Genomic DNA, 20043 nt, shown 5'->3' on the forward strand with positions numbered 1-20043 from the left:
ACGCTGCCGGAACACCGAGAGCCCACGCATCCCACTGAGCAGGAGACCACGTGAACCGTCGCCCACCGCCGAGTACACACTTCAGTAGGCAACCCTGTGTCCGCACCCCCGCTGCCGTTGCTCGGCACGCCCGTTTCGGTATGAGGTGATCGATCGGATGTACATAGGAATCACATCACCCGTCGTTATCGGACACCCCGCCTCTCAGGCGGAGTGGGAGCGCGACGCCGGGATCACGGAACTCGCGCGAGTCGCGGAGACCGCCGACGAACTCGGCTACCACCATCTGACCTGCAGCGAACACGTCGCCGTCCCGACAGACATCGCGGCCGAACGCGGCGGTATCTACTGGGACCCGCTGTCGACCTTCGGGTATCTCGCCGCACGCACGTCGCGCATCCGTTTGAACACGCGCGTCCTCGTCCTCGGCTACCACCACCCCTTGGAAATCGCGAAACGCTACGGCACTCTCGACACCGTCAGTGGCGGCCGGCTCGTCCTCGGACTGGGAGTCGGAACCCTCGAAGAGGAATTCACCCTCCTCGGGGCGCCGTTCGCCGACCGCGGTGCACGCGCCGACGAGGCCCTCGCCGCATTGCGCGCCTGCATGTCGACAGCATCCCCCGAGTTCCACGGCACCTACTACGATTTCGCGGACCTCTACGTCCAGCCGCACGCCGTGCAACAGCACGTTCCTTTCTGGATCGGTGGACGCACACCGCGTTCCCTGCGACGTGCCACCACACTCGGCGACGGCTGGATACCGTTCGGTCTCACGTTGGAACAGATCGAGACGATGCTGCGAAAAGCAGACCTCCCCAATGGTTTCGAGGTCGTACTCCCCACTGCCCGGCCCCTCGACCCGCTCGGTTCACCCGACGCAGTCCTGCGCGCGCTCGAGCGGCGCGCAGATGCGGGAGCGACCATCGTGAGCACCCCCATCATGGCCACCGGGGTCGAGCACTACTGCGACCAGCTGCACGCGTTGCGCGATCGAGCACTCGAGGTCGGCGCGTCGTTCGAACCTCCACCGCCTCTGTCCGACAACGACGAAAGCACACCGCGCCAATGACCCGCACACTGTCCCCTTTGTTCCGGCCCCTGTCGATTCGGTCGCTCGAGCTGCCCAACCGCATCGTGATGTCGCCGATGACGCGTTCGCACTCCCCCGGCGGAGTACCCGGAGCAGATGTCGCCGAGTACTACCGACGACGCGCCGCAGGCGGCACCGGACTGATCATCACCGAAGGTACGGCCATCGAACATGCGACGGCCGTGGACAACCCGCTCGTCCCCCGTATGTACGGCGACGACGCACTCGAGGGCTGGCAACGCGTGGTCGACGCGGTCCACGCCGAGGGCGGCCGGATCATCCCCCAGCTGTGGCACGTGGGCCCCCTCTGGGGCGCAATGACCCACGGCGACGTCGATCCCGCGCTCACCCCGATGAAACCGTCCGGCGTCTGGGGCAAGCCCGGCGTGACCTCCTACTCCGAGGACTACGTCGCGCAGGCAACGCAACCGTGTCGCGCCATGACCGACGAGGACATCGCCGACACCATCACCGCCTACACGCAGGCGGCCCGAAACGCCCGTGAGGTCGGGTTCGACGGCATCGCCCTGCACGGCGGTCACGGCTACCTGCTCGACTCGTTCCTGTGGGACTCCACCAACCAGCGTGACGACGAATGGGGTGGCGATCTCGAGCGACGCACCCGCTACCCCAGCGCTGTCGTAGCGTCGATCCGAAACGCAATCGGCGACGACGCACCGATCTTCTTCCGCTTCTCCCAGCACAAGCAGCAGGACTACACCGCGCAGATCGCACAGTCCCCCGACGAGCTGAAGACCATCCTCACCGCGCTCGTCGACGCCGGCGTCGACGTCTTCGATGCGAGCATCCGCCGGTTCGACGCACCCGTCTTCGACGGCAGCGACCTGTCGCTGGCGGGGTGGGCCAAGAAACTGACCGGCGTGACGTCGATGGCCGTCGGCAGTGTCGGCATCGGAGCGAGCCTGCGGGAGAGCATGGCCGCCGGTTCGGCTCCCGCCGAGGACAACATTCCCGAACTCGAACGCAGACTTTCCGCCGACGAGTTCGACCTCGCCGCCATCGGCCGGCTCCACCTTGCCGATCCCACGCTGGCGACCACGCTCCGGGAGGGATCCGACCTTCCGGAATTCGACCGGGCGGCGCACGCAACCGACCTCATCTGAATCCCGCACGCGACAGCGCTGTCGCTGGATGATCGGCTCTCCCGGATGGCATCCCAGCCAACGGGAGAGCCGATCATCGTCTGCACCGAACGTATTACCGTGATCCACAATCCTTTCCCTATCCGAGGAAGCCGCCATGACATCTGTTCAGACACCGGTGAGCACACGTGCGGTGTCGGTCACCGTGGCCGCTGTCGTGCAGGAGACCGCCGACGCATGTTCACTTGTGTTCGACGTCCCCGCAGACCAGCAACACCGGTTCACCTACAAGCCCGGCCAGTTCCTGACCCTCCGGATCCCCAGCGATCTGACGGGTTCGGTGGCGCGCTGCTACTCGCTCGCGAGCTCGCCGCACTGCGACGAGAAGCTCAAGGTCACCGTCAAGCGCACTGCCGACGGATACGGATCCAATTGGTTGTGCGACAACGTCCGTTCCGGTGACGAGGTCGAGGTCCTGCCACCGGCGGGCGTGTTCACCCCGAGCAGCCTCGACGACAAGCTGCTGTTGTGTGCTGCGGGTAGCGGAATCACCCCGGTGATGTCGATTCTCAAGTCGGCACTCGCTGCGGGCAACCGCGACATCGTCGTCTTCTACGCCAATCGCGACGAGTCGTCCGTCATCTTCGCTCGAGAGCTGCGCGAGCTCGCCGAACGCCATCCCGGCGCATTCACCGTCCTGCACTGGCTCGAAACCGTGCAGGGCCGGCCCGTCGTGGGTCAGCTCGCGACACTGCTCGCGCCGTACCACGCGCATCACGCGTACATGTGTGGCCCGCAGCCGTTCATGGACGCCGTGCGCGAAGGACTCGGAACGGCCGGGATGCCGTCGGACCGCATCCATGCCGAGGTGTTCACGTCCCTGTCTGGAGATCCGTTCGCCGAGATCGCCCCGATCGAGGTGTCCGACGGCGAGGAGACCGCATCCGTTCAGGTGAGCCTCGACGGGGAGAACCACGAACTCTCCTGGCCCCGTTCCGCGACCCTCGTCGATGTCATGCTCTCCCGCGGCCTAGATGTGCCCTACTCGTGCCGCGAAGGTGAATGCGGTTCGTGCGCATGCACGGTCGTGTCCGGCAAGGTCGACATGCCCGAGTCTGCGATCCTCGACGACGAGGACGTCGCGAGCGGATACGTGCTCGCGTGCCAGGCTCGTCCGATCAGCGACAACATCGAGATCGAGTTCTGATCCACCTACAGACGAAGAACGGGCCGGCGAGGTGATCACCTCGCCGGCCCGTTCTTCGTCGTTCGAGCAGTATCAGCGGTTGAGCAGGGCCCGCATCGCCTTGGCGGCGCCACTCACCATCTTGTCGCGGGGGAAGCCGCTGCGCTTGACCGCGGCGTCGTAGTTGCCGCCCGCAATCCAGACCGGCCCGTCGGCCAGGTGCTCGAGACCCTCACGGGCCACGTCCTCCGGCTCGGCGACCAGCATGCCCGGAACATCGAAGTTCAGGCCGGCGCGCTCCATTGCCGGCGTACGGGTGACACCGAGCACCAGTTCGACCACCTGCACATTGTGCGGTTCGAGTTCGATCCACAGGCTCTCCGCGAAGATCCGGCTGAACGCCTTCGACGCCGCGTAGATGCTCTGATGCTCCGAACCCATGTATCCGGCCAAGGATCCGAGCAGCATGATGCCGCCGCGACCCATCTCCTTCATCCGAGCCCCGAACAGGTGCGACAGCTCGATCTGACGGTGCACGTTCAGCTCGATCACGCCGCGGAAGCCGTCGAGATCGCCGGTGACGAACTCGTGGCCGTAGCTGTTGGCGCCCGCATTGAAGATGAACAGGCCCACCTCGAGATCGGCCGTGGCCGACCGGATCGTCTCGACGGCGTCCGCCGCGAGCAGATCCAGGGAGAGCGTACGTACTTCCCGGCCGTGCTCACGCACCTTCGCCGCGGTCTCCTCGAGAGGCCCCGGCTTGCGGGCGATGAGCAGCAGGTCGAATCCGGCACGGGCGAGTTCGTCGGCGAAGGACGCGCCGACGCCCTCGGAACCGCCGGCGATCACCGCCCACTGTCCGTACCGGGCGCGGTCGATCGAAATGGGGTCGGTCATGGAGATCCTTCGAAAGGTATTGGTGTACTCGGCAAATGTTTACTGGACGATCGGAGCCGGGACGGGCGCATCGTCGAGAACGTCGATCAGCCCGTCGGCGGCGGCGCGGGTGATGGTGGCGAGCATCGAGGGGCAGGTCGGCACCGGTGCACCCGGACGCCGGGACGTCGCCGCCCCGGCCCCGAATTCACGGCACTGCTGACGCGACCGCTGATCCCACTGGACCTCGGTGTGCTCCCAGCTGTTCTTCTTCACCAGCACCTGCGCCATGCAGTCGTTACACCGAAGGGGCTGCATTCGCCTTCTCCGTAGCGGCAGCGTCGGCCTCCGCCTTCGCTGCCATATTGGCTTCGACTTCCTTCATCCAGGCCGCGACCGGCCGGGTGGTATCCATCTCGAACTCGAAACGGTCGACCATCTCCGGCTTCACCTCTGCGGCGTCGACGTAGAACTGCTCGTACCAGCGTCGCAACTGGTAGACCGGGCCGTCCTCCTCGCACAACAGCGGGTTCTCGATCCGGGTCTTGTTCTTCCAGATCTCGACGTCCTGCTCGAAACCACGCGCAATGAAGTTGCCGAACTGCTGCGCCGTCGCCTCGGCCGCGTCACCTTCGAGCCGCTCCGACTTCTTGACGATCATCCCGTACATCAGCACGAACTTGTCGGCAGAGACCGGGTAATGGCAGTTCAGGAGCACCGATTCGATGTCGTAGCCCTCGTACTCGTACTTCAGATCGTCGATCATGAACGACGGGCCGAAGTACGACGCCTCGGAGTGGCTGCCGAGCATCTTCGGCTGCCCTTCGGTGTTCGGACGCATGTCCGGGCGAGCCTGACCCTTCATGATCTGCGTCGCGACGTGGCCTTCGAAGACGTTCTTGAAGAACGTCGGGAACGAGTAGTGCACGTAGAAGAAGTGCGCCATGTCGACGATGTTGTCGATGATCTCGCGGCAGTTGGTATCGACCTCGGTGGTGTACCAGATCCAGTCGGTCCACTCGTCGCTGGTCGCACCCGCGATCCGAGGAATCGTGACATCCGCCGGCGGCGGGTTGCCCTCGGGATCGTGCCAGACGAAGAACAGGCCGTCCTGCACGAGCGTGGTCCATGCGCGGGTCTTCGCGATGGGAGGCACACGTCGGGCGTACGGAATGTCCTTGCAGCGACCGTTGCCACCCCACCGCCAGTCGTGGAAGGGGCAGGCGATGTTGTCGCCCTTGACGGTGCCCTGGGTCAGGTCGCCGCCCATGTGACGGCAGTAGCCGTCGAGAATCTTCAGGTCTCCGTTGCTGTCGGCCCACGCGACGAGCTTCGTGCCGAACGCTTCGATGGAATGCGGCTTGCCGTCCTTGAACGACTCTGCCAGACCGAGGCAGTGCCATCCGCGAGCGAAGCGGGTGGGGGCGTTACCGACGACGATCTCACGGATTTCGGTGTCTCCGGACGTTTCCAGGCTCACGGTCATCCGTCCTTTCGGAAGTAGGGGTGGAACGGTGTTGTTCCGGTCGCGGCTCGGACCTGTCGCATACGCGATATGTCCTGGTGGAGAGGGCTGTACTACCGCCACCGTAGGTGAGCGATGTCACGACCGAGCTCACGGTCCCGCTCGGTGAGACCCGACTATGCCGACGTGAGCGGAGCGGGCAGAAGCGCCGACCGGCCCTGCTCCGCGAAGTCACGTTCGATGCGCGCGCGTGCTTCGTCGTCGAGCAGGACGTACTCGTGAGTGCGGCCGACCCTGATATAGACCGGGTCGTCGGTGCTCCACGCAGCCGCGCGCAGCGGCGCCTTGTCGATCTTGTTGCTGCCCGTGAGCGGGACGTGATCGGTCACGCGCACGAAACGCGGCCACCACTTGTCGCCCATGTCCGGCTGCTCGGCGAGAGTCTGCCCGAACACCTCGGGATCGAACACGGCTCCGGCATCGAGTTCGACCGCGCACATCACCTGATCACCCGTTGCGGGGTCCGGCACCGCGAAGACAGGTGCCGAAAGAATCCCGCTGACCCGCAACAGGATCCGCTCGAGCGGCGCGGCCGAGAAGTTTTCGCTGTCCACACGCAGCCAATCCGACGCGCGACCGGCGAAGTAGAAGAACCCGTCGGCGTCGCGGTACGCGAGATCACCGGTCCAGAAATCGTCGCCCTTGACCCGTTCGGCCGCGGCCCCCGGATTCTTGTAGTAGCCCTCGAACGCTGCGGCACCGCCGATCGAGACGATCTGCCCGACCGCCTCGGAGTTGAGCAGCCGGCCGGTTTCGTCGAACCGCGCGGGCGGGCACTCCTCGTCCGTCTCCTCGTTCATGATCCGCACATCGACGTCGCCCGACACCACGCCCAGCGACCCGGTGGGGCATTCGGGGGTGCGGTTGATCCTGATGACGCCCTCACTCGAGCCGTAGCCCTCGATCACGACGCACCCGAATCGTTCGGTGAACCGAGCGATGTCCACCTCGGACGCTTCGGTGCCGAACGCCACCTCGAGTGTTCCGGTGCGATCGCGGGGGTCCTCGGGCTTGTTCAGCACGTACGACAGCGCACGTCCCACGTAGTTGACGAAAGTCGCACCGTAACGGTGGATGTCGTCCGAGAACTTGCTGGCGGAGAACTTCCGGATCAGGCCGACGGTCGCTCCGACACGCATGGCGGTGCCCAGATTGAGCATCACGGCATTGCCGTGGAACAGCGGCATACACAGATATGCCACCGAATCCCGGCGCATACGGGTGCGCTCGACGAGGACATCGAGGAGGCGCCCCAGCCTGCCCTGCGTGACGATCACGGCCTTCGGCCGTCCCGTCGACCCGGAACTGAAGAGCAGAAGTGCGATGTCGTCGGGCGACGGAATCGTCTCGGGCAGGTCCGCGCCTCGGTACGGCTCGAGGAACTGCGCATACTCCGACGAGTCGATGTCGAGGATCCGATCCGCGGGCAGGCCGTGGTCGGTGCCGTCCACCAGATGCGCCAGGCGCGATTCGGTGATGACGAAATCGACGTCCGCCTGACGGATGTCGTCGGCGATCTCCCGGCCGCTGCGGCTCGCGTTGATGCCCACGACGACGGCCCCGGCAAGCGCCCCGGCTCCGATCCAGAACACGAAGTCCGGAACGTTCTCGAGCAGCACACCGATGTGGCGGCGGCGCTCGGCCGGTTCGGGAACGGTCGCCGTGAGGGCGGCCGCTCGATCAGCACTCTCCTGGGTCACCTCGTCCCAGGTCCACTGCCTGTCCTCGAAACGCAGGCCGATCTTGTCGTCGCCCTTACGAGAACGCACTACCTCGGCGAACGTGTCCAACTCATTCCTCCAGATATTTCCGGCCCCTCACAGGGGCGGTCGGCCGAACGTCGCATGTCCGCCGGAGACGACGGCGTTGTCGCCGGTACGGACGTCGAACTGCAAGGTGTCGCGGTTGCCCCAGACCCGGATCTCGTGGTCGTCTCCAGGGAATGCCGGCGACGCGAAGCGGCCGGCCAGCGATGTCAGGTCCGCGGGGTGTGCGCCTACCGCGCGGGCAAGCGGGATGGTCGCCGCAGCGAGTGTGCAGAGACCGTGCATGATCGGGCGAGGCTGCCCGATGTGCGCGGCCGCGGCGGGGTCGATGTGGATGTGGTGCCGATCTCCGGTCAACCGGTAGAGCGCAGCCTGGTCGTCACGGGTGCTCAACGTTGTCGTGGTGTCCGGTTCGCCCTCCGGCACGGCGGCTGCCGACGGACCGCGTTCTCCGCCGAACCCACCCGCGCCGGGCGCGAACAACGACCACGTGGCGACGAAGAACTCGCACTCGACCACGACGTCGAACACTGCAGCACGACCCTTGTCCCACACGTCGCCGACCCGTGCCGACAACGTCAGTTCGCCTGAGCGCGGCAGCGGTGCGCGAACCTCGAGAGACTGGGACCCGTGCACAGCGGTTCGGGTGTCGAACGCACCGCGGCTGCCGAGTTCGTCCGGCGCCCACTGTGCGAGCGTCAACGCGAACGTAGGGAGGACCCGCAGACGGTCCTCGAACACGAGGTCGAGGTCGGTGGCAGGTGCTCCGACCGCGAGCGCGTACAGGATCGCGTCGCTCTCGTCGTAACGAACGGTGCGCGTTCCCAGCTCCACGCCGCGCCAGCGAGCGGTCGACGATTCTTCCGTAGTGGTCATGGCAGGCAGTCCTTTCTCCACCGTGAGCAGGCTAGGGCTACCCCTGGCCCCTACCACCGCATGTCTCACTCACCGGTACATTGGAAGGTCGCTGTCCAGAGCGTGAGAGTCTTTCGCGACACGCAGTACAGTCGAGGAGGAAGTTCCGTGCGACGTGCAGAAATTACGGCCGCGCAGGTCCTCGGCGCGGGGCAGGGAGTGTGCCAGTGACCGTACCGTCGGATCCGCGCCCCTACCTGAACCAGCTCATCTCGCGGCTCACCGGCCGCGGAGGCGACTTCGAGATCACCATGGGCGACGTGCTCGGTTCCGAGATGCCCGTGATGAAGAACCGCGACCGTGCGGTCGCGGATCTGCTGTCGCAGTCCCTCGTGTGGGGTGACCGCGAATACCTGGTCACGTGGGAGCGCAGGATCTCGTTCGCCGAGCACGCGCGGGAGGCATACGCGCTGGCTGCGGCGCTCCGCGAACGCTACGGCGTGGGGGTCGGCGACCGGGTGGCGATCCTGTCGGCGAACCGTCTCGAATGGGTCACCGCGTTCTGGGCGACACAGGCGCTCGGTGCGATCACCGTCGGCCTCAATGCGTGGTGGGTGCAACCTGAGATCGAATTCGGGATCCAGCATTCCTGCCCTCGGGTGGTCTTCGCTGATGAGCCACGCGCAGACGCCCTCGTCGGTCTCCACTCGGACGACACGATCGTGCTCACCCTCGAAGGTGATCTTCCTCGCCTGATCGCGGAGTTCTCCGGGTGTCAGCCTCCCCCACCTCGGGTCGTCGAGGACGACCCGGCCGTGCTGCTCTACACCTCCGGAACGAGCGGTGATCCCAAGGGCGCGTTGCATTCTCAACGAAACATCCTGGCCGTGGCGGACTATCACCGATACTCCGATGCCATCACCTGCGCGTGGACCGGAGAGGTGTACGCGCGCGATATCCCCTCGGACACCCGCCACCTGCTCACTTCTTCCCTTTGCCACATCACGAGCCTGCACAACACAATCGTCCCTCGGCTCGCGACCGGCAGCACCGTCGTGATGAACCAGGGCTGGCTCGGTATTCGACCCGTACTCGAACTGCTCGAAAACGAGCACGTCACCCATTGGAATGCTGTGCCATCGATGGCGGCGCGCATGCTCGAGATCGACGATCTCGACCGATACGACCTGACCTCTCTGATCAGGTTCACGCTGTCGTCGGAGCCGTCCACTCCCGAGTTCGCTCAGCGGATACGCAGACATCTGCCGTTCGCTCGCGACGCCGTCGTCGACAGCTACACCCTCACCGAATGCAGCACATCGATCGCGTCGGCCACCGCGCGGGAACTCGAAGAACATCCCGGCACGGTCGGGGAACCGGTGATCACGGTGAGCCTCGAGATCCGTGACCCGGACGGCGGCTGGCTGCCCGACGGACATGCCGGGGAGATCTGCGTGCGCAGCCCGTTCGTGATGCTCGGGTACTGGGGCGACGACGAGGCCACCGCGGAGACGATCACGCCCGATCGGTGGCTCCGCACGGGCGACTACGGCGTCGTCGAACACGGCCGACTACGTCTGCTGGGACGGCGCGCGGACATGATCCGGCAGAACGGCGAGGACATCTTCCCGTCGGAGGTCGAGCGTGCGCTCGGCGCCCACCCCGCAGTGCGAGAATGCCTGGTCACAGGCATGGCTCATGCCGAATGGGGCCAGGAGGTCTGCGCAACCGTCGTTCTCGTAGCCGGTGCGGATGCGACCAAGGAGGAGCTCACGGCGTTCACGGCCGAACGGCTCGCGTACTTCAAGGTGCCGACGCGCTGGCGGTTGACACGCGACCTGCTACCTCGCAATTCCACGGGCAAGATCGTGCGGCGACACCCCGGGCACGGCCTGCGCGAGCCCTGAAGTATTCCTCACGGTACTGGGCCGGTGTCGGCCCATGTGCTAACTTACCAAGCAATCGCTTGGTTCGGTACGAAGTTAGGAATATGCCATGGGCATCACCTCCACCACCGACGGAGCTGGGATCACCACGGTCACCGTCGACTTCCCGCCCGTGAACGCACTCCCCTCCGCCGCATGGTTCGAACTCGCCGACGCCGTCCTTGCCGCCGGCAAGGACATGAACACCCACGTCGTGGTCCTGCGCGCCGAGGGACGCGGCTTCAACGCCGGCGTCGACATCAAGGAAATGCAGGCCACCGAAGGCTTCGATGCCCTCATCGCCGCCAACCACGGCTGCGCCGCCGCATTCGCCGCCGTGTACGACTGCGAGGTCCCCGTCGTCGTCGCCGTCAACGGCTTCTGCGTCGGCGGCGGAATCGGCCTCGTGGGCAACGCGGATGTCATCGTCGCGTCCGACGACGCGGTGTTCGGTCTCCCCGAGGTCGACCGCGGTGCACTGGGAGCCGCGACCCATCTGTCGCGACTTGTACCGCAACACCTGATGCGCACGCTGTACTACACGGCGCAGAACGTCACGGCCCAGCAGCTCGAACACTTCGGGTCCGTATACAAGGTGGTTCCGCGCGAGGAACTCGATGCCGCTGCGCTCGAGGTCGCCGGCATGATCGCCGCGAAGGACACCCGCGTCATCCGTCGCGCCAAGGAAGCGATCAACCGGATCGATCCCGTCGACGTGAAGACCGCCTACCGCATCGAGCAGGGCTTCACCTTCGAATTGAACCTCGCCGGTGTCGCCGACGAGCACCGCGACGAGTTCGTCGCCACGGGCAAGCCCCGAAGCAACCACTGAGCAGTACAGAGAACTGAGCAGCACGAACAGGAGCTTGAACACTCATGCGTGACAAGAGAATGTCGCTCGACGAGGTCGTCGGCGAACTGCGCAGCGGAATGACCATCGGCCTCGGCGGCTGGGGGTCGCGCCGCAAGCCCATGGCGTTCGTCCGCGCAATTCTGCGTTCGGACATCAAGGACCTGACCGTCGTCACCTACGGCGGACCGGACCTCGGCCTGCTGTGCTCCGCAGGCAAGGTCAAGAAGGCGTACTACGGATTCGTATCGCTCGACTCGGCACCGTTCTACGACCCGTGGTTCGCCAAGGCCCGCACCGAGGGCACGCTCGTCGCCCGCGAGATGGACGAGGGCATGGTCAAGTGCGGCCTCGAAGCCGCCGCCGCGCGCCTGCCGTTCCTGCCCATCCGCGCCGGACTCGGCTCCGACGTGCAGACCTTCTGGGGCGATGAACTGCAGACCGTCACCTCGCCCTACGCCGACGAATCCGGCAAGCGCGAGACTCTGATCGCGATGCCCGCACTGAACCTGGACGCCTCGTTCGTGCACCTGAACATCGGCGACAAGCACGGCAACGCCGGCTACCAGGGCGTCGACCCGTACTTCGACGATCTCTACTGCATGGCCGCCGAGAAGCGGTACGTCTCCGTGGAGAAGGTCGTCGAGACCGAGCAGCTGGTCAAGGAAGTTCCGCTGCAGCAGTTGCTGCTCAACCGCCTGATGGTCGACGGTGTCGTCGAGGCACCGAACGGCGCGCACTTCACCCTCGCCGGCGACTCGTACGGTCGCGACGAGAAGTTCCAGCGTCACTACGCCGAGGCCGCCAAGACCCCCGAGTCGTGGCAGACCTTCGTCGACCGGTTCCTCTCCGGATCCGAAGAGGACTACCAGGCCGCCGTCGAGAAGTTCGCAGCCGAATCGAACACCGGGGAGAAGCAGGCATGACCACCGACATCACCTCCAGCACCGACACCGTGACCCGCGCAGAGTACTGCGCGATCGCATGCGCCGAGATCTTCTCCGGCGCAGGCGAAATCGTCGCAAGCCCGATGGCGACGCTCCCGCAGATCGGAGCTCGCCTGGCCAAGCTCACCACCGAACCCGACCTGGTGATCACCGACGGTGAGGCACTCATTCTCGCCGAGGTGCCCGCGCTCGGCGCGAAGGCTCCGGTCGAAGGCTGGATGCCGTTCCGAAAGGTGTTCGACGTCGTCGCGTCCGGTCGCCGGCACGTGGTGATGGGCGCCAACCAGATCGACCGGTACGGCAACCAGAACCTCTCCGCATTCGGTCCGCTGCAGCAGCCGACGCGTCAGATGTTCGGCGTGCGCGGCGCGCCGGGCAACAGCATCAACCACGCCACCAGCTACTGGGTCGGCAAGCATTCGAGCCGCGTCTTCACCGACAAGGTCGACATCGTGTGCGGCGTCGGCTACGACAAGGTCGACCCCGAGAACCCTGCGTTCCGTTTCCTGAGCATTCCCCGCGTGGTCACCAACCTCGGTGTGTTCGACTTCGGTGGACCGGACCACTCGTTCCGCGCACTGTCGCTGCATCCGGGTGTCGACGCCGACACCGTCGCCGCGAACACGTCGTTCGAGGTCGCTGGCCTCGCCGAGGCAGGCGTGACCCGCGAACCCACCGCCGAAGAGCTGCGCCTGATCCGCGAGGTCATCGACCCGAAGAGCCTGCGCGACCGCGAGGTCTCGCTGTGAGCAGCGGGAGCGAGCGAAGCGACGGGGGATCTGCGCAGGTCCTGCGTACCCCGCTGACCGAACTCGTCGGCATCGAGCACCCCATCGTCCAGACGGGCATGGGGTGGGTGTCGGGTCCGCGCTTGACGGCCGCAACATCGAATGCGGGCGGTCTGGGCATCCTCGCATCCGCGACGATGACGTACCCGGAACTCGAAGCGGCCGTGGCGAAGACGAAGTCGCTGACCGACAAGCCGTTCGGTGTGAACATGCGTGCCGACGCATCGGATGCAGGTGAGCGCATCGATCTGCTGATTCGCGAGAAGGTCAAGGTCGCGTCGTTCGCGCTGGCTCCCAAGAAGGAGCTCATCGCGAAGCTCAAGGACCACGGCATCGTCGTGATCCCGTCGATCGGCGCCGCAAAGCATGCGGTGAAGGTCGCGTCGTGGGGTGCGGACGCAGTGATCGTGCAGGGCGGTGAAGGCGGTGGTCACACCGGTCCTGTCGCCACCACGTTGCTGCTGCCCAGCGTGCTCGATGCCGTCGACATCCCCGTCATCGCCGCGGGTGGTTTCTTCGACGGTCGTGGTCTTGCCGCGGCGCTGTCGTACGGTGCGGCCGGTGTCGCGATGGGCACCCGCTTCCTGCTCACCAGCGACAGCGCGGTCCCCGACTCTGTGAAGCAGCAGTACCTCACTCGTGGGCTGCAGGACACCACCGTGTCCCTCAAGGTCGACGGGATGCCGCATCGTGTCCTCAACACCGACCTGGTGAACAGTCTCGAGAAGTCCAGCTACGCCAAGGGACTCATCGCGGCAGCGCGGAACGCGACGAAGTTCAAGTCGATGACCGGCATGAAGTGGTCGACGCTCGCCAAGGACGGACTCGCCATGAAGAAGGCGAGCGACCGCACCTGGCAGCAGATCATCATGGCCGCCAACACGCCCATGTTGCTCAAAGCCGGTCTCGTCGAAGGCAACACCGACGCCGGCGTGCTCGCCTCCGGCCAGGCCGTGGGAATGGTCGACGACCTGCCGAGCTGTGCAGAGCTGATCGACCGGATCATGACCGATGCAGTCGCTCGTATCGACGCACTCGGTGCGCTCCGAGACTCCAAGCACGTCGCCTGACGAAGCTCGCAGACCTGGCATGAACCTCGCAGCCCTGGTGGTCATCCACCAGGGCTGCGAGCTTTCACGGTCTCAGCATTCGCACGATCATCTCCACCGTCCGCTCGACCGGGTCGGGTCGGGAGTCCGTGATCGGCACGACGATGCGCGTCCACACCGCGCCGAGGAGCATGTCGAACACGTCGTGCGGATCGAGAGTCGGATCGACGGCGCCCGGTGGCGCCGACTCCAGGATCGCGAAGAACTGGGGCCGCACCGACACCCGCTGGTAGGCCGCGCCGTAACCGGCATCGGACCGGCGGTACGCCAGCAGCGGCCCCGCCGCCGCACGTGTCGCCGGATCACTGAACGTGCTGGTGTACGCGCGGATGAAGCGGCGCAGATCCTCTCGAAGGTCTCCCGTCGGGTCCACCCGGAGCGGAGACTCCATGGGGAACGCTGCGTCCTCGATCAGCTCGATTCGTGACGACCACCTGCGATAGATCGCCGATGCGTGCACACCCGACCGCACCGCCACGGCCTGGATCGTCGTCGCCTCGAAACCCTGCTCGGCGAGCAGTTCGCGCGCGGCAGCAAGTGCCCGTTCGTCGATGCTGGTGTCGCGCGGTCTGCCCGGACGACGGGACATGTCCGCCATTCGGCGATCGTACCCAGTTCAACCATTTCAGGAGAGGGCCTTCTATATCTCGTCCGATCTTGCTAACTTCTCTCCTCAGGACTTGTGACACACCCCACAATGAGGGAGATCGATGATCCGGCGCACTCTGACCACCGTCGTTGCGGCATGTTCAGTGCTACTACTCGTGGGGGCATGCGGCGCGCCCAGCTCCGGCGGCAGCTCGGACGAACCGGTCGGCGATCCGGTCGCCGGTGGCTCGGCCACCATGATCCAGGTTCGTGAGCCGGTGTCGCTCGACCCTGCCACGTTGAGCAACAACTGGGTCGGCCAGAGCCTCCTCGGAAACGCGCTCTACGGAACGCTGATGATCGACAATCCCGAAACCCTCGAGATCGAATACCAGATGGCGACCGACTTCTCGACCGCCGACGGAGGCAACACCTTCACCCTCGAGCTGCAACCGGGACTGACCTTCACCGACGGAACTCCCCTCGATGCCGACGCTGTGCATCTCAATTGGTCGCGGATCGCGGATCCCGACACGGGGTCGAGTTCCTTTCCACAGGCCTCCCAGATCTCCGCAACCGAGGTGGTCGACGAGACCACGCTGAAGGTCGTCATGGCCGACCCGAACCCGATGTTCGCCTACTCGATCACGAACAGCACGCTGAACTGGATCGCCTCCCCCACCGCACTGGAGAAGGGCAAGGACGCCTTCAACAACGCCCCGATCGGCGCGGGCCCGTTCGCGCTCACCGAGTGGCGCCGCCAGGACCGCATGGAGCTCACACGCAACCCCGACTACTGGGATGCACCCCGGCCGTACCTCGACAGCATCACCCTCCTCAATGTCCCCGACGGAAGTCAGCGGGTGAACATGCTCGCATCGGGCGGCGCCGATCTCGCTTCGGAAACCAGCTGGACAGCCCTTGCCAGAGCCGAGGATGCCGGGCTCGGCACCGAACTCGCACCCGTCGGCGGTGGGCAGTACTTCGCGATGAACACCCGTCGTGCCCCATTCGACGACCCCCGCGCACGTCGCGCCGTCTCGATGGCACTGAACCTCGACGACATCAACGTCGCCGCGTTCGAAGGCACCGGCGACGTCCCGGAAACCCTGTTCCCCGAGTCATCGCCGTTCTACAAGGACATTCCGTTGGCCGAGAACAACCCCGAAGAAGCCCAGCGACTGTTCGACGAGCTCGCCGCAGAAGGCAAACCCGTCGACTTCACATTCCTTGCAACGACATTGCCGGAGACCAAGGCGACCGCGGAAGTCACCCAGGCGCAACTGGCCGCATACGACAACGTGCACATGAACGTCGAGGCCGTCGATTTCGCCGCGTTCATTCCGCGCAACATCGCCCGCGACTACGAGATGATGATCTCGTCGGCGAATGTCCAAGAGCCGGACTCCACCTTGTGGAACGCCTTCCACTCACGGTCGATGGGCAACGTCACCGGCATCTCCGATCCCGAACTCGACGCGGCTCTCGATGCCGGACGAGTGGGCGCGACACCCGAGGAACGCGACGCCGCCTACGAGATCGTGCAGAAACGGCTCAACGAGGTCGCCCCGGCCGTCTGGTACACACGAGCGGCTCCGGCGGTCATGACCACCGACAATATTCACGGCATCCGCATGTATTCGCTCGGCTCCCCCATCCCCGCAGAGATGTGGGTCACGGGGTAGCGACCCACCCACGATTTCGCTACCTGAAAGATAGGTACATCCATGTTCGGATGGGTTGCTCAGCAGAGAAATCCGGTCACCGCGCTCGTCGCTGTCTGCGCGGCGGCACTGCTCCTGACGGCGTGCGGGTCGGGCACCGACTCCGCCACGTCCGCGGGATCCGACGGCGAGCCGGTGCCGGGCGGTGTCGCGCGTGTCATCCAAGTGCGCGAACCACTGTCGCTCGACCCGGCGATCCTCGCCAACAACTGGGTCGGCCAGGGCTTGCTGGGCAATGCTCTGTACGGGACCCTCATGATCGACGATCCGCACACACTCGCGCTCGAGTATCGGATGGCCGAGGATTTCGCCACGTCCGACGGCGGTGCCACATTCCTGCTCACCCTGCGACCCGATCTCGTGTTCACCGACGGAACACCGCTCGACGCCGATGCAGTGAAGGTCAATTGGGATCGCATTCTCGATCCGTCGCGCGGATCCGGTTCGCTGACACTGGCGTCGCAGATCGCGTCGACCGAGGTCGTGGACGACGCGACATTGAAGGTCATCCTGGTCGCGCCCAACCCGAAGTTCGGAAATTCGATCACGTCGAGCGCGCTCAACTGGATAGCGTCCCCCACCGCGCTGGACAAGGGGACCGACGCCTTCAACGCAGATCCCGTCGGCGCAGGCCCGTTCATACTGACCGAGTGGACGCGCCAGGATCGTATGAAGCTCGAACGTAACCCCGACTACTGGGATGCGCCACGTCCCTATCTCGACTCCCTCGAACTCCGTGCCGTCAGCGACGCGAACCAGCGCGTCAACATGATGGTCAGCGGTGGCGCCGATCTGGCGTCCGAATCCAGCTGGGCGGCACTGGCAAAGGCCGATCAGGCGGGCCTGGTCACCGACGCCGTACCCGTCGGCGGCGGACAGTATCTGGTCATGAACACCCGACGTGCCCCGTTCGACGACCCCCGAGCCCGGGAGGCGGTGAGCGCGGCAGTGAATCTCGACGACATCAACACCGCCGTGTTCGAGGGGCACGGCGAGGTTCCCGACACACTGTTCCCGGAGTCCTCACCTTTCCATGCGGACATCCCCCTCCGACAGAATGATCCCGAGCGGGCGCAGCAACTCTTCGACGAACTGGCCGCGGAGGGCAAGCCCGTCGAATTCACCTTCACCGCAACCTCGCTCGTCGAGATAAAATCCGTCGCCGAGAGTCTTCAGGCGCAGCTCGCCGCCTACGACAACGTCGGCGTCCAGGTGGAGGTGCTCGACATCGCGGGGTACATGCCTCGTACCGCAGCCCGCGACTTCGACATGATCATCTGGGCTGCGGACAGTCCCGAACCCGACACCACGTTGTGGAACGCCTTCCATTCCACGTCGTCGGGAAATCACACCGGCATCTCCGACCCGGAATTGGACGCTGCACTCGACGCCGGCCGCACAGGCACTTCGGGCGAGGAACGCGTGGCCGCCTACCGCACGGTGCAGGAACGACTCGCCGAGCTCGAACCGGGGATCTGGTACATCCGATCCGCACCGTCGGTGATCAGTGGCCAGAATCTCCACGGCGTGCAGATGTACGCGCTCGGATCTGCACTGCCCGAGGGAATGTGGCTCACCCCGTAGTTCTCCAGTGTCGAACTGGCACGATGGGATGGTGACCGACTCCTATCGTGTCCTCGTTCTCGGCTCGGGTTTCGCCGGTCTATGGTCCGCGCTGGGGGCGGCGCGGCGGCTCGATGAACTCGACGCGGCCGGCACCGTCGACGTCACAGTCATCAGTGCGCAGCCGTTCCACGACATCCGGGTCCGCAACTACGAGGCAGACCTGAGCGCCTGCCGCATCCCGCTCGGCGACGTGCTCGACCCGGCCGACGTCGGGCACATCGCCGCCGAAGTGACGGCGATCGACACCGAGATGCACACCGTCACCGTCTCGGACCACGGCACACCGGGCACGCAGAGGTACGACCGCTTGGTCATGGCGCTCGGCAGTCGGGTGGCCGAACCCGATATCCCCGGCCTGCGGGAATTCGGCTTCGATGTCGACACCTACGACGGCGCCATGAAACTACAGCGCCACCTGGCCGCACTCTCCGACGGACGCCCGGACACGGCCGCGGCGACCGCAGTCGTGGTCGGTGCCGGCCTCACGGGCATCGAAACGGCATCCGAATTACCCGCAAGACTGGCAAAGGTGTGCGCAGGACGCAACGTCGAACCGCGGGTGGTGCTCATCGACCACAACCCGCACATCGGTTCCGACATGGGGGCATCGGCGCGCCCTGTGATCGAAGCGGCTCTGTCCGACAACGGTGTCGAAACGATGACCGGCGTCGGCGTCGCAGCGGTCGGCGAGGACGGTGTGACGCTCTCCTCCGGAGACGTCCTGACCGCGGGCACCGTCGTCTGGTGTGCAGGGATGCGGGCGAACCCGCTGACAGCTCAGCTCGGTACCGAACTCGACCGGCTCGGTCGCCTGCCGGTCGACGACTATCTGCAGGTGATCGGCTCGCCCGGCGTGTTCGCCGCCGGTGACGTCGCCGCGGCGCGGGTGGACGACGACCACCTGTCGGTGATGTCGTGCCAGCACGGGCGCCCGATGGGCCGCTACGCGGGCTACAACGTCATCGGAGATCTTCTCGGGGAGCCGATGCTGCCACTCCGGATACCCTGGTATACAACGATTCTCGACCTCGGAGCGGCGGGTGCAGTATACACCGAGGGTTGGGATCGTCAGGTGGTCGCGCGTGGCGCGCAAGCCAAGGCCACCAAGGTCACCATCAACACACGGCGCATCTATCCCCCATTGAATCGCGACCGCAACGCATTGTTGGCCGCTGCCGCGCCGGTGCTGCAGGAACGGCCCGATCCCGGGCATTGAAACTTCGCCGCCGACCCCGTGCTCACAACACCAGCAGCTCCTTGGCACAAGAAGGTACTTGCCGATGTGGACAAACTTCCGACGCACTGACCCCGGTAAGAGTCCGATCAGACGATCCCGAGTCGCATGTTGATCGGCCACGCAACCTCTCGCATTGCCGCAGGATCGCCCCACAGTTCCGTCAGGTCAGCGGCGAAGGACTCCAAGACCTCGGACTTGCCCGCCTCGGCGGCCTTGCGGACCGCCGACCACGTCGAGATGTAGCCCAGCATTCCGTTCAGATCCCACTCCTTCCGGATCTGCATCGGTGGAGCCGACAGCTCGTCGAACGGAAAGTCGATGTCGACGTACCCGCTGTCGACGAGTGTGCGTTCCTCCGGCCAGTACGGGCCGATCTCGGTCCGATAGAAGCGCTGGAACCGCTCATCGAGGTCCGCGTCGAGTTGTATCACCCCGTAGCTGACCAACGCGAGAACAGCATCGTCGACCGCAATCCGCCGGACCTCGTTGTAGAACGCCGGGCGGTCGAACCAGTGCGCGGCCTGCGCAGCAGTGATCAGGCAGGCGCTCCGCTCCGGCACGGGAAAGTTCTCGGCGGGCGCCCGAACGTAGCGGACCCGGTCATGGCGCCTGGCGTTCGCGATCTGATCGGCACTGGGATCGACTCCGATCACGGCATCGAAATGGGATGTGAGCTGCACCGTCAGCTGGCCGTTTCCACATCCGACATCGACCGCGAGATCGGTCGCCGGAGCGAGGGACGCAAGGAACTCCGCAAGCTCCGCCGGATACTCGGGACGAAACTGCGCGTAGGCCTGACCACCACGATCGAACCAGTTCTTTCCCACCATCACGCTGCGAAAGAT

At 65.5% G+C, this 20043-nt stretch carries 18 protein-coding genes; 11 read left to right on the top strand and 7 right to left on the bottom strand.

Going from position 1 to position 20043, the window contains the following annotated elements; genetic code table 11:
* Positions 1-157: 157 nt before the first annotated feature.
* From ACZ46K_RS29560 to ACZ46K_RS29570, 3 genes are all read left to right on the top strand, one after another.
* A complete protein-coding gene (locus tag ACZ46K_RS29560) occupies positions 158-1072 on the top strand; it encodes an LLM class F420-dependent oxidoreductase (RefSeq protein ID WP_054805827.1) in 915 nt (304 codons plus the stop codon).
* Positions 1069-2217, top strand: coding sequence for an NADH:flavin oxidoreductase (locus ACZ46K_RS29565; RefSeq protein ID WP_464746275.1), 1149 nt, complete (start codon positions 1069-1071; stop codon positions 2215-2217). The genes ACZ46K_RS29560 and ACZ46K_RS29565 overlap by 4 nt, the downstream gene beginning before the upstream one ends.
* A gap of 136 nt (positions 2218-2353) precedes the next feature.
* A complete protein-coding gene (locus ACZ46K_RS29570; RefSeq protein WP_054805821.1) occupies positions 2354-3403 on the top strand; it encodes a 2Fe-2S iron-sulfur cluster-binding protein in 1050 nt (349 codons plus the stop codon).
* 72 nt (positions 3404-3475) lie between these two features.
* On the opposite strand, the gene ACZ46K_RS29575 is transcribed toward ACZ46K_RS29570, so the two are convergent.
* From ACZ46K_RS29575 to ACZ46K_RS29595, 5 genes are all read right to left on the bottom strand, one after another.
* Entirely contained in the window at positions 3476-4279 is an 804-nt protein-coding gene (locus ACZ46K_RS29575) for an SDR family NAD(P)-dependent oxidoreductase (RefSeq protein ID WP_054805822.1), read from the bottom strand.
* A 39-nt stretch (positions 4280-4318) separates the two neighbouring features.
* Positions 4319-4576, bottom strand: coding sequence for a hypothetical protein (locus ACZ46K_RS29580; protein ID WP_464746277.1), 258 nt, complete (start codon positions 4574-4576; stop codon positions 4319-4321).
* A complete protein-coding gene (locus ACZ46K_RS29585; RefSeq protein WP_464746278.1) occupies positions 4557-5744 on the bottom strand; it encodes a Rieske 2Fe-2S domain-containing protein in 1188 nt (395 codons plus the stop codon). The genes ACZ46K_RS29580 and ACZ46K_RS29585 overlap by 20 nt, the downstream gene beginning before the upstream one ends.
* Before the next feature lie 155 nt (positions 5745-5899).
* Positions 5900-7573 carry an AMP-binding protein gene (locus ACZ46K_RS29590; protein ID WP_464746279.1) on the bottom strand — a complete coding sequence of 558 codons (1674 nt, stop codon included), beginning with the start codon at positions 7571-7573 and terminating at the stop codon, positions 5900-5902.
* A gap of 27 nt (positions 7574-7600) precedes the next feature.
* Positions 7601-8425, bottom strand: a complete 825-nt coding sequence (locus ACZ46K_RS29595) for a MaoC/PaaZ C-terminal domain-containing protein (protein ID WP_464746280.1) — start codon at positions 8423-8425, stop codon at positions 7601-7603.
* 206 nt (positions 8426-8631) lie between these two features.
* Between ACZ46K_RS29595 and casG the strand changes: the two genes are divergently transcribed.
* The 5 genes from casG (at position 8632) to ACZ46K_RS29620 (ending at position 13984) form a co-directional block, all read left to right on the top strand.
* On the top strand, positions 8632-10311 hold the full coding sequence (casG, locus tag ACZ46K_RS29600; RefSeq protein WP_464746281.1) for a steroid-24-oyl-CoA synthetase: 1680 nt from the start codon (positions 8632-8634) through the stop codon (positions 10309-10311).
* Between the two features lie 88 nt (positions 10312-10399).
* Entirely contained in the window at positions 10400-11161 is a 762-nt protein-coding gene (gene echA20 / locus ACZ46K_RS29605; protein ID WP_054805823.1) for a (7aS)-7a-methyl-1,5-dioxo-2,3,5,6,7,7a-hexahydro-1H-indene-carboxyl-CoA hydrolase, read from the top strand.
* A gap of 44 nt (positions 11162-11205) precedes the next feature.
* Positions 11206-12105, top strand: coding sequence for a cholesterol ring-cleaving hydrolase subunit IpdA (gene ipdA, locus ACZ46K_RS29610; protein WP_464746282.1), 900 nt, complete (start codon positions 11206-11208; stop codon positions 12103-12105).
* Positions 12102-12875: a cholesterol ring-cleaving hydrolase subunit IpdB gene (gene ipdB / locus ACZ46K_RS29615; RefSeq protein ID WP_054809533.1), complete on the top strand. Its 774-nt coding sequence runs from the start codon at positions 12102-12104 to the stop codon at positions 12873-12875. The genes ipdA and ipdB overlap by 4 nt, the downstream gene beginning before the upstream one ends.
* The gene (locus ACZ46K_RS29620) at positions 12872-13984 is read left to right on the top strand and encodes an NAD(P)H-dependent flavin oxidoreductase (protein ID WP_464746283.1); all 1113 of its coding nucleotides are present in this window, start codon (positions 12872-12874) and stop codon (positions 13982-13984) included. Before ipdB ends, ACZ46K_RS29620 begins: the two co-directional genes overlap by 4 nt.
* A gap of 64 nt (positions 13985-14048) precedes the next feature.
* On the opposite strand, the gene ACZ46K_RS29625 is transcribed toward ACZ46K_RS29620, so the two are convergent.
* Positions 14049-14621 (bottom strand): TetR/AcrR family transcriptional regulator, encoded by a 573-nt coding sequence (locus ACZ46K_RS29625; protein ID WP_054805824.1) that lies wholly within the window; start codon positions 14619-14621, stop codon positions 14049-14051.
* A gap of 112 nt (positions 14622-14733) precedes the next feature.
* Here ACZ46K_RS29625 and ACZ46K_RS29630 point away from each other — a divergent pair, with 112 nt between their 5' ends.
* From ACZ46K_RS29630 to ACZ46K_RS29640, 3 genes are read left to right on the top strand one after another with little or no spacing between them, the layout of a single operon-like run.
* Positions 14734-16296 (top strand): ABC transporter substrate-binding protein, encoded by a 1563-nt coding sequence (locus ACZ46K_RS29630; RefSeq protein WP_464746284.1) that lies wholly within the window; start codon positions 14734-14736, stop codon positions 16294-16296.
* Positions 16297-16338: 42 nt separating this feature from the next.
* Positions 16339-17919, top strand: a complete 1581-nt coding sequence (locus tag ACZ46K_RS29635) for an ABC transporter substrate-binding protein (protein ID WP_464746285.1) — start codon at positions 16339-16341, stop codon at positions 17917-17919.
* Positions 17920-17947: 28 nt separating this feature from the next.
* On the top strand, positions 17948-19177 hold the full coding sequence (locus ACZ46K_RS29640; protein WP_464746286.1) for an NAD(P)/FAD-dependent oxidoreductase: 1230 nt from the start codon (positions 17948-17950) through the stop codon (positions 19175-19177).
* Between the two features lie 107 nt (positions 19178-19284).
* On the opposite strand, the gene ACZ46K_RS29645 is transcribed toward ACZ46K_RS29640, so the two are convergent.
* Positions 19285-20028, bottom strand: coding sequence for a methyltransferase domain-containing protein (locus ACZ46K_RS29645; protein WP_054809539.1), 744 nt, complete (start codon positions 20026-20028; stop codon positions 19285-19287).
* Positions 20029-20043: the final 15 nt, after the last annotated feature.

It is taken from the genome of Rhodococcus sp. JCM 9793 (genome assembly GCF_055380405.1).

Excerpts from the sequence above, each read along its gene's own strand:
- ACZ46K_RS29560 (WP_054805827.1), top strand. The coding sequence starts at position 158 with ATGTACATAGGAATCACATCACCCGTCGTTATCGGACACCCCGCCTCT.
- ACZ46K_RS29565 (WP_464746275.1), top strand. The coding sequence starts at position 1,069 with ATGACCCGCACACTGTCCCCTTTGTTCCGGCCCCTGTCGATTCGGTCG.
- ACZ46K_RS29570 (WP_054805821.1), top strand. The coding sequence starts at position 2,354 with ATGACATCTGTTCAGACACCGGTGAGCACACGTGCGGTGTCGGTCACC.
- ACZ46K_RS29575 (WP_054805822.1), bottom strand. The coding sequence starts at position 4,279 with ATGACCGACCCCATTTCGATCGACCGCGCCCGGTACGGACAGTGGGCG.
- ACZ46K_RS29580 (WP_464746277.1), bottom strand. The coding sequence starts at position 4,576 with ATGCAGCCCCTTCGGTGTAACGACTGCATGGCGCAGGTGCTGGTGAAG.
- ACZ46K_RS29585 (WP_464746278.1), bottom strand. The coding sequence starts at position 5,744 with ATGACCGTGAGCCTGGAAACGTCCGGAGACACCGAAATCCGTGAGATC.
- ACZ46K_RS29595 (WP_464746280.1), bottom strand. The coding sequence starts at position 8,425 with ATGACCACTACGGAAGAATCGTCGACCGCTCGCTGGCGCGGCGTGGAG.
- echA20 (WP_054805823.1), top strand. The coding sequence starts at position 10,400 with ATGGGCATCACCTCCACCACCGACGGAGCTGGGATCACCACGGTCACC.
- ipdA (WP_464746282.1), top strand. The coding sequence starts at position 11,206 with ATGCGTGACAAGAGAATGTCGCTCGACGAGGTCGTCGGCGAACTGCGC.
- ipdB (WP_054809533.1), top strand. The coding sequence starts at position 12,102 with ATGACCACCGACATCACCTCCAGCACCGACACCGTGACCCGCGCAGAG.
- ACZ46K_RS29625 (WP_054805824.1), bottom strand. The coding sequence starts at position 14,621 with ATGGCGGACATGTCCCGTCGTCCGGGCAGACCGCGCGACACCAGCATC.
- ACZ46K_RS29630 (WP_464746284.1), top strand. The coding sequence starts at position 14,734 with ATGATCCGGCGCACTCTGACCACCGTCGTTGCGGCATGTTCAGTGCTA.
- ACZ46K_RS29635 (WP_464746285.1), top strand. The coding sequence starts at position 16,339 with ATGTTCGGATGGGTTGCTCAGCAGAGAAATCCGGTCACCGCGCTCGTC.
- ACZ46K_RS29640 (WP_464746286.1), top strand. The coding sequence starts at position 17,948 with ATGGTGACCGACTCCTATCGTGTCCTCGTTCTCGGCTCGGGTTTCGCC.
- ACZ46K_RS29645 (WP_054809539.1), bottom strand. The coding sequence starts at position 20,028 with ATGGTGGGAAAGAACTGGTTCGATCGTGGTGGTCAGGCCTACGCGCAG.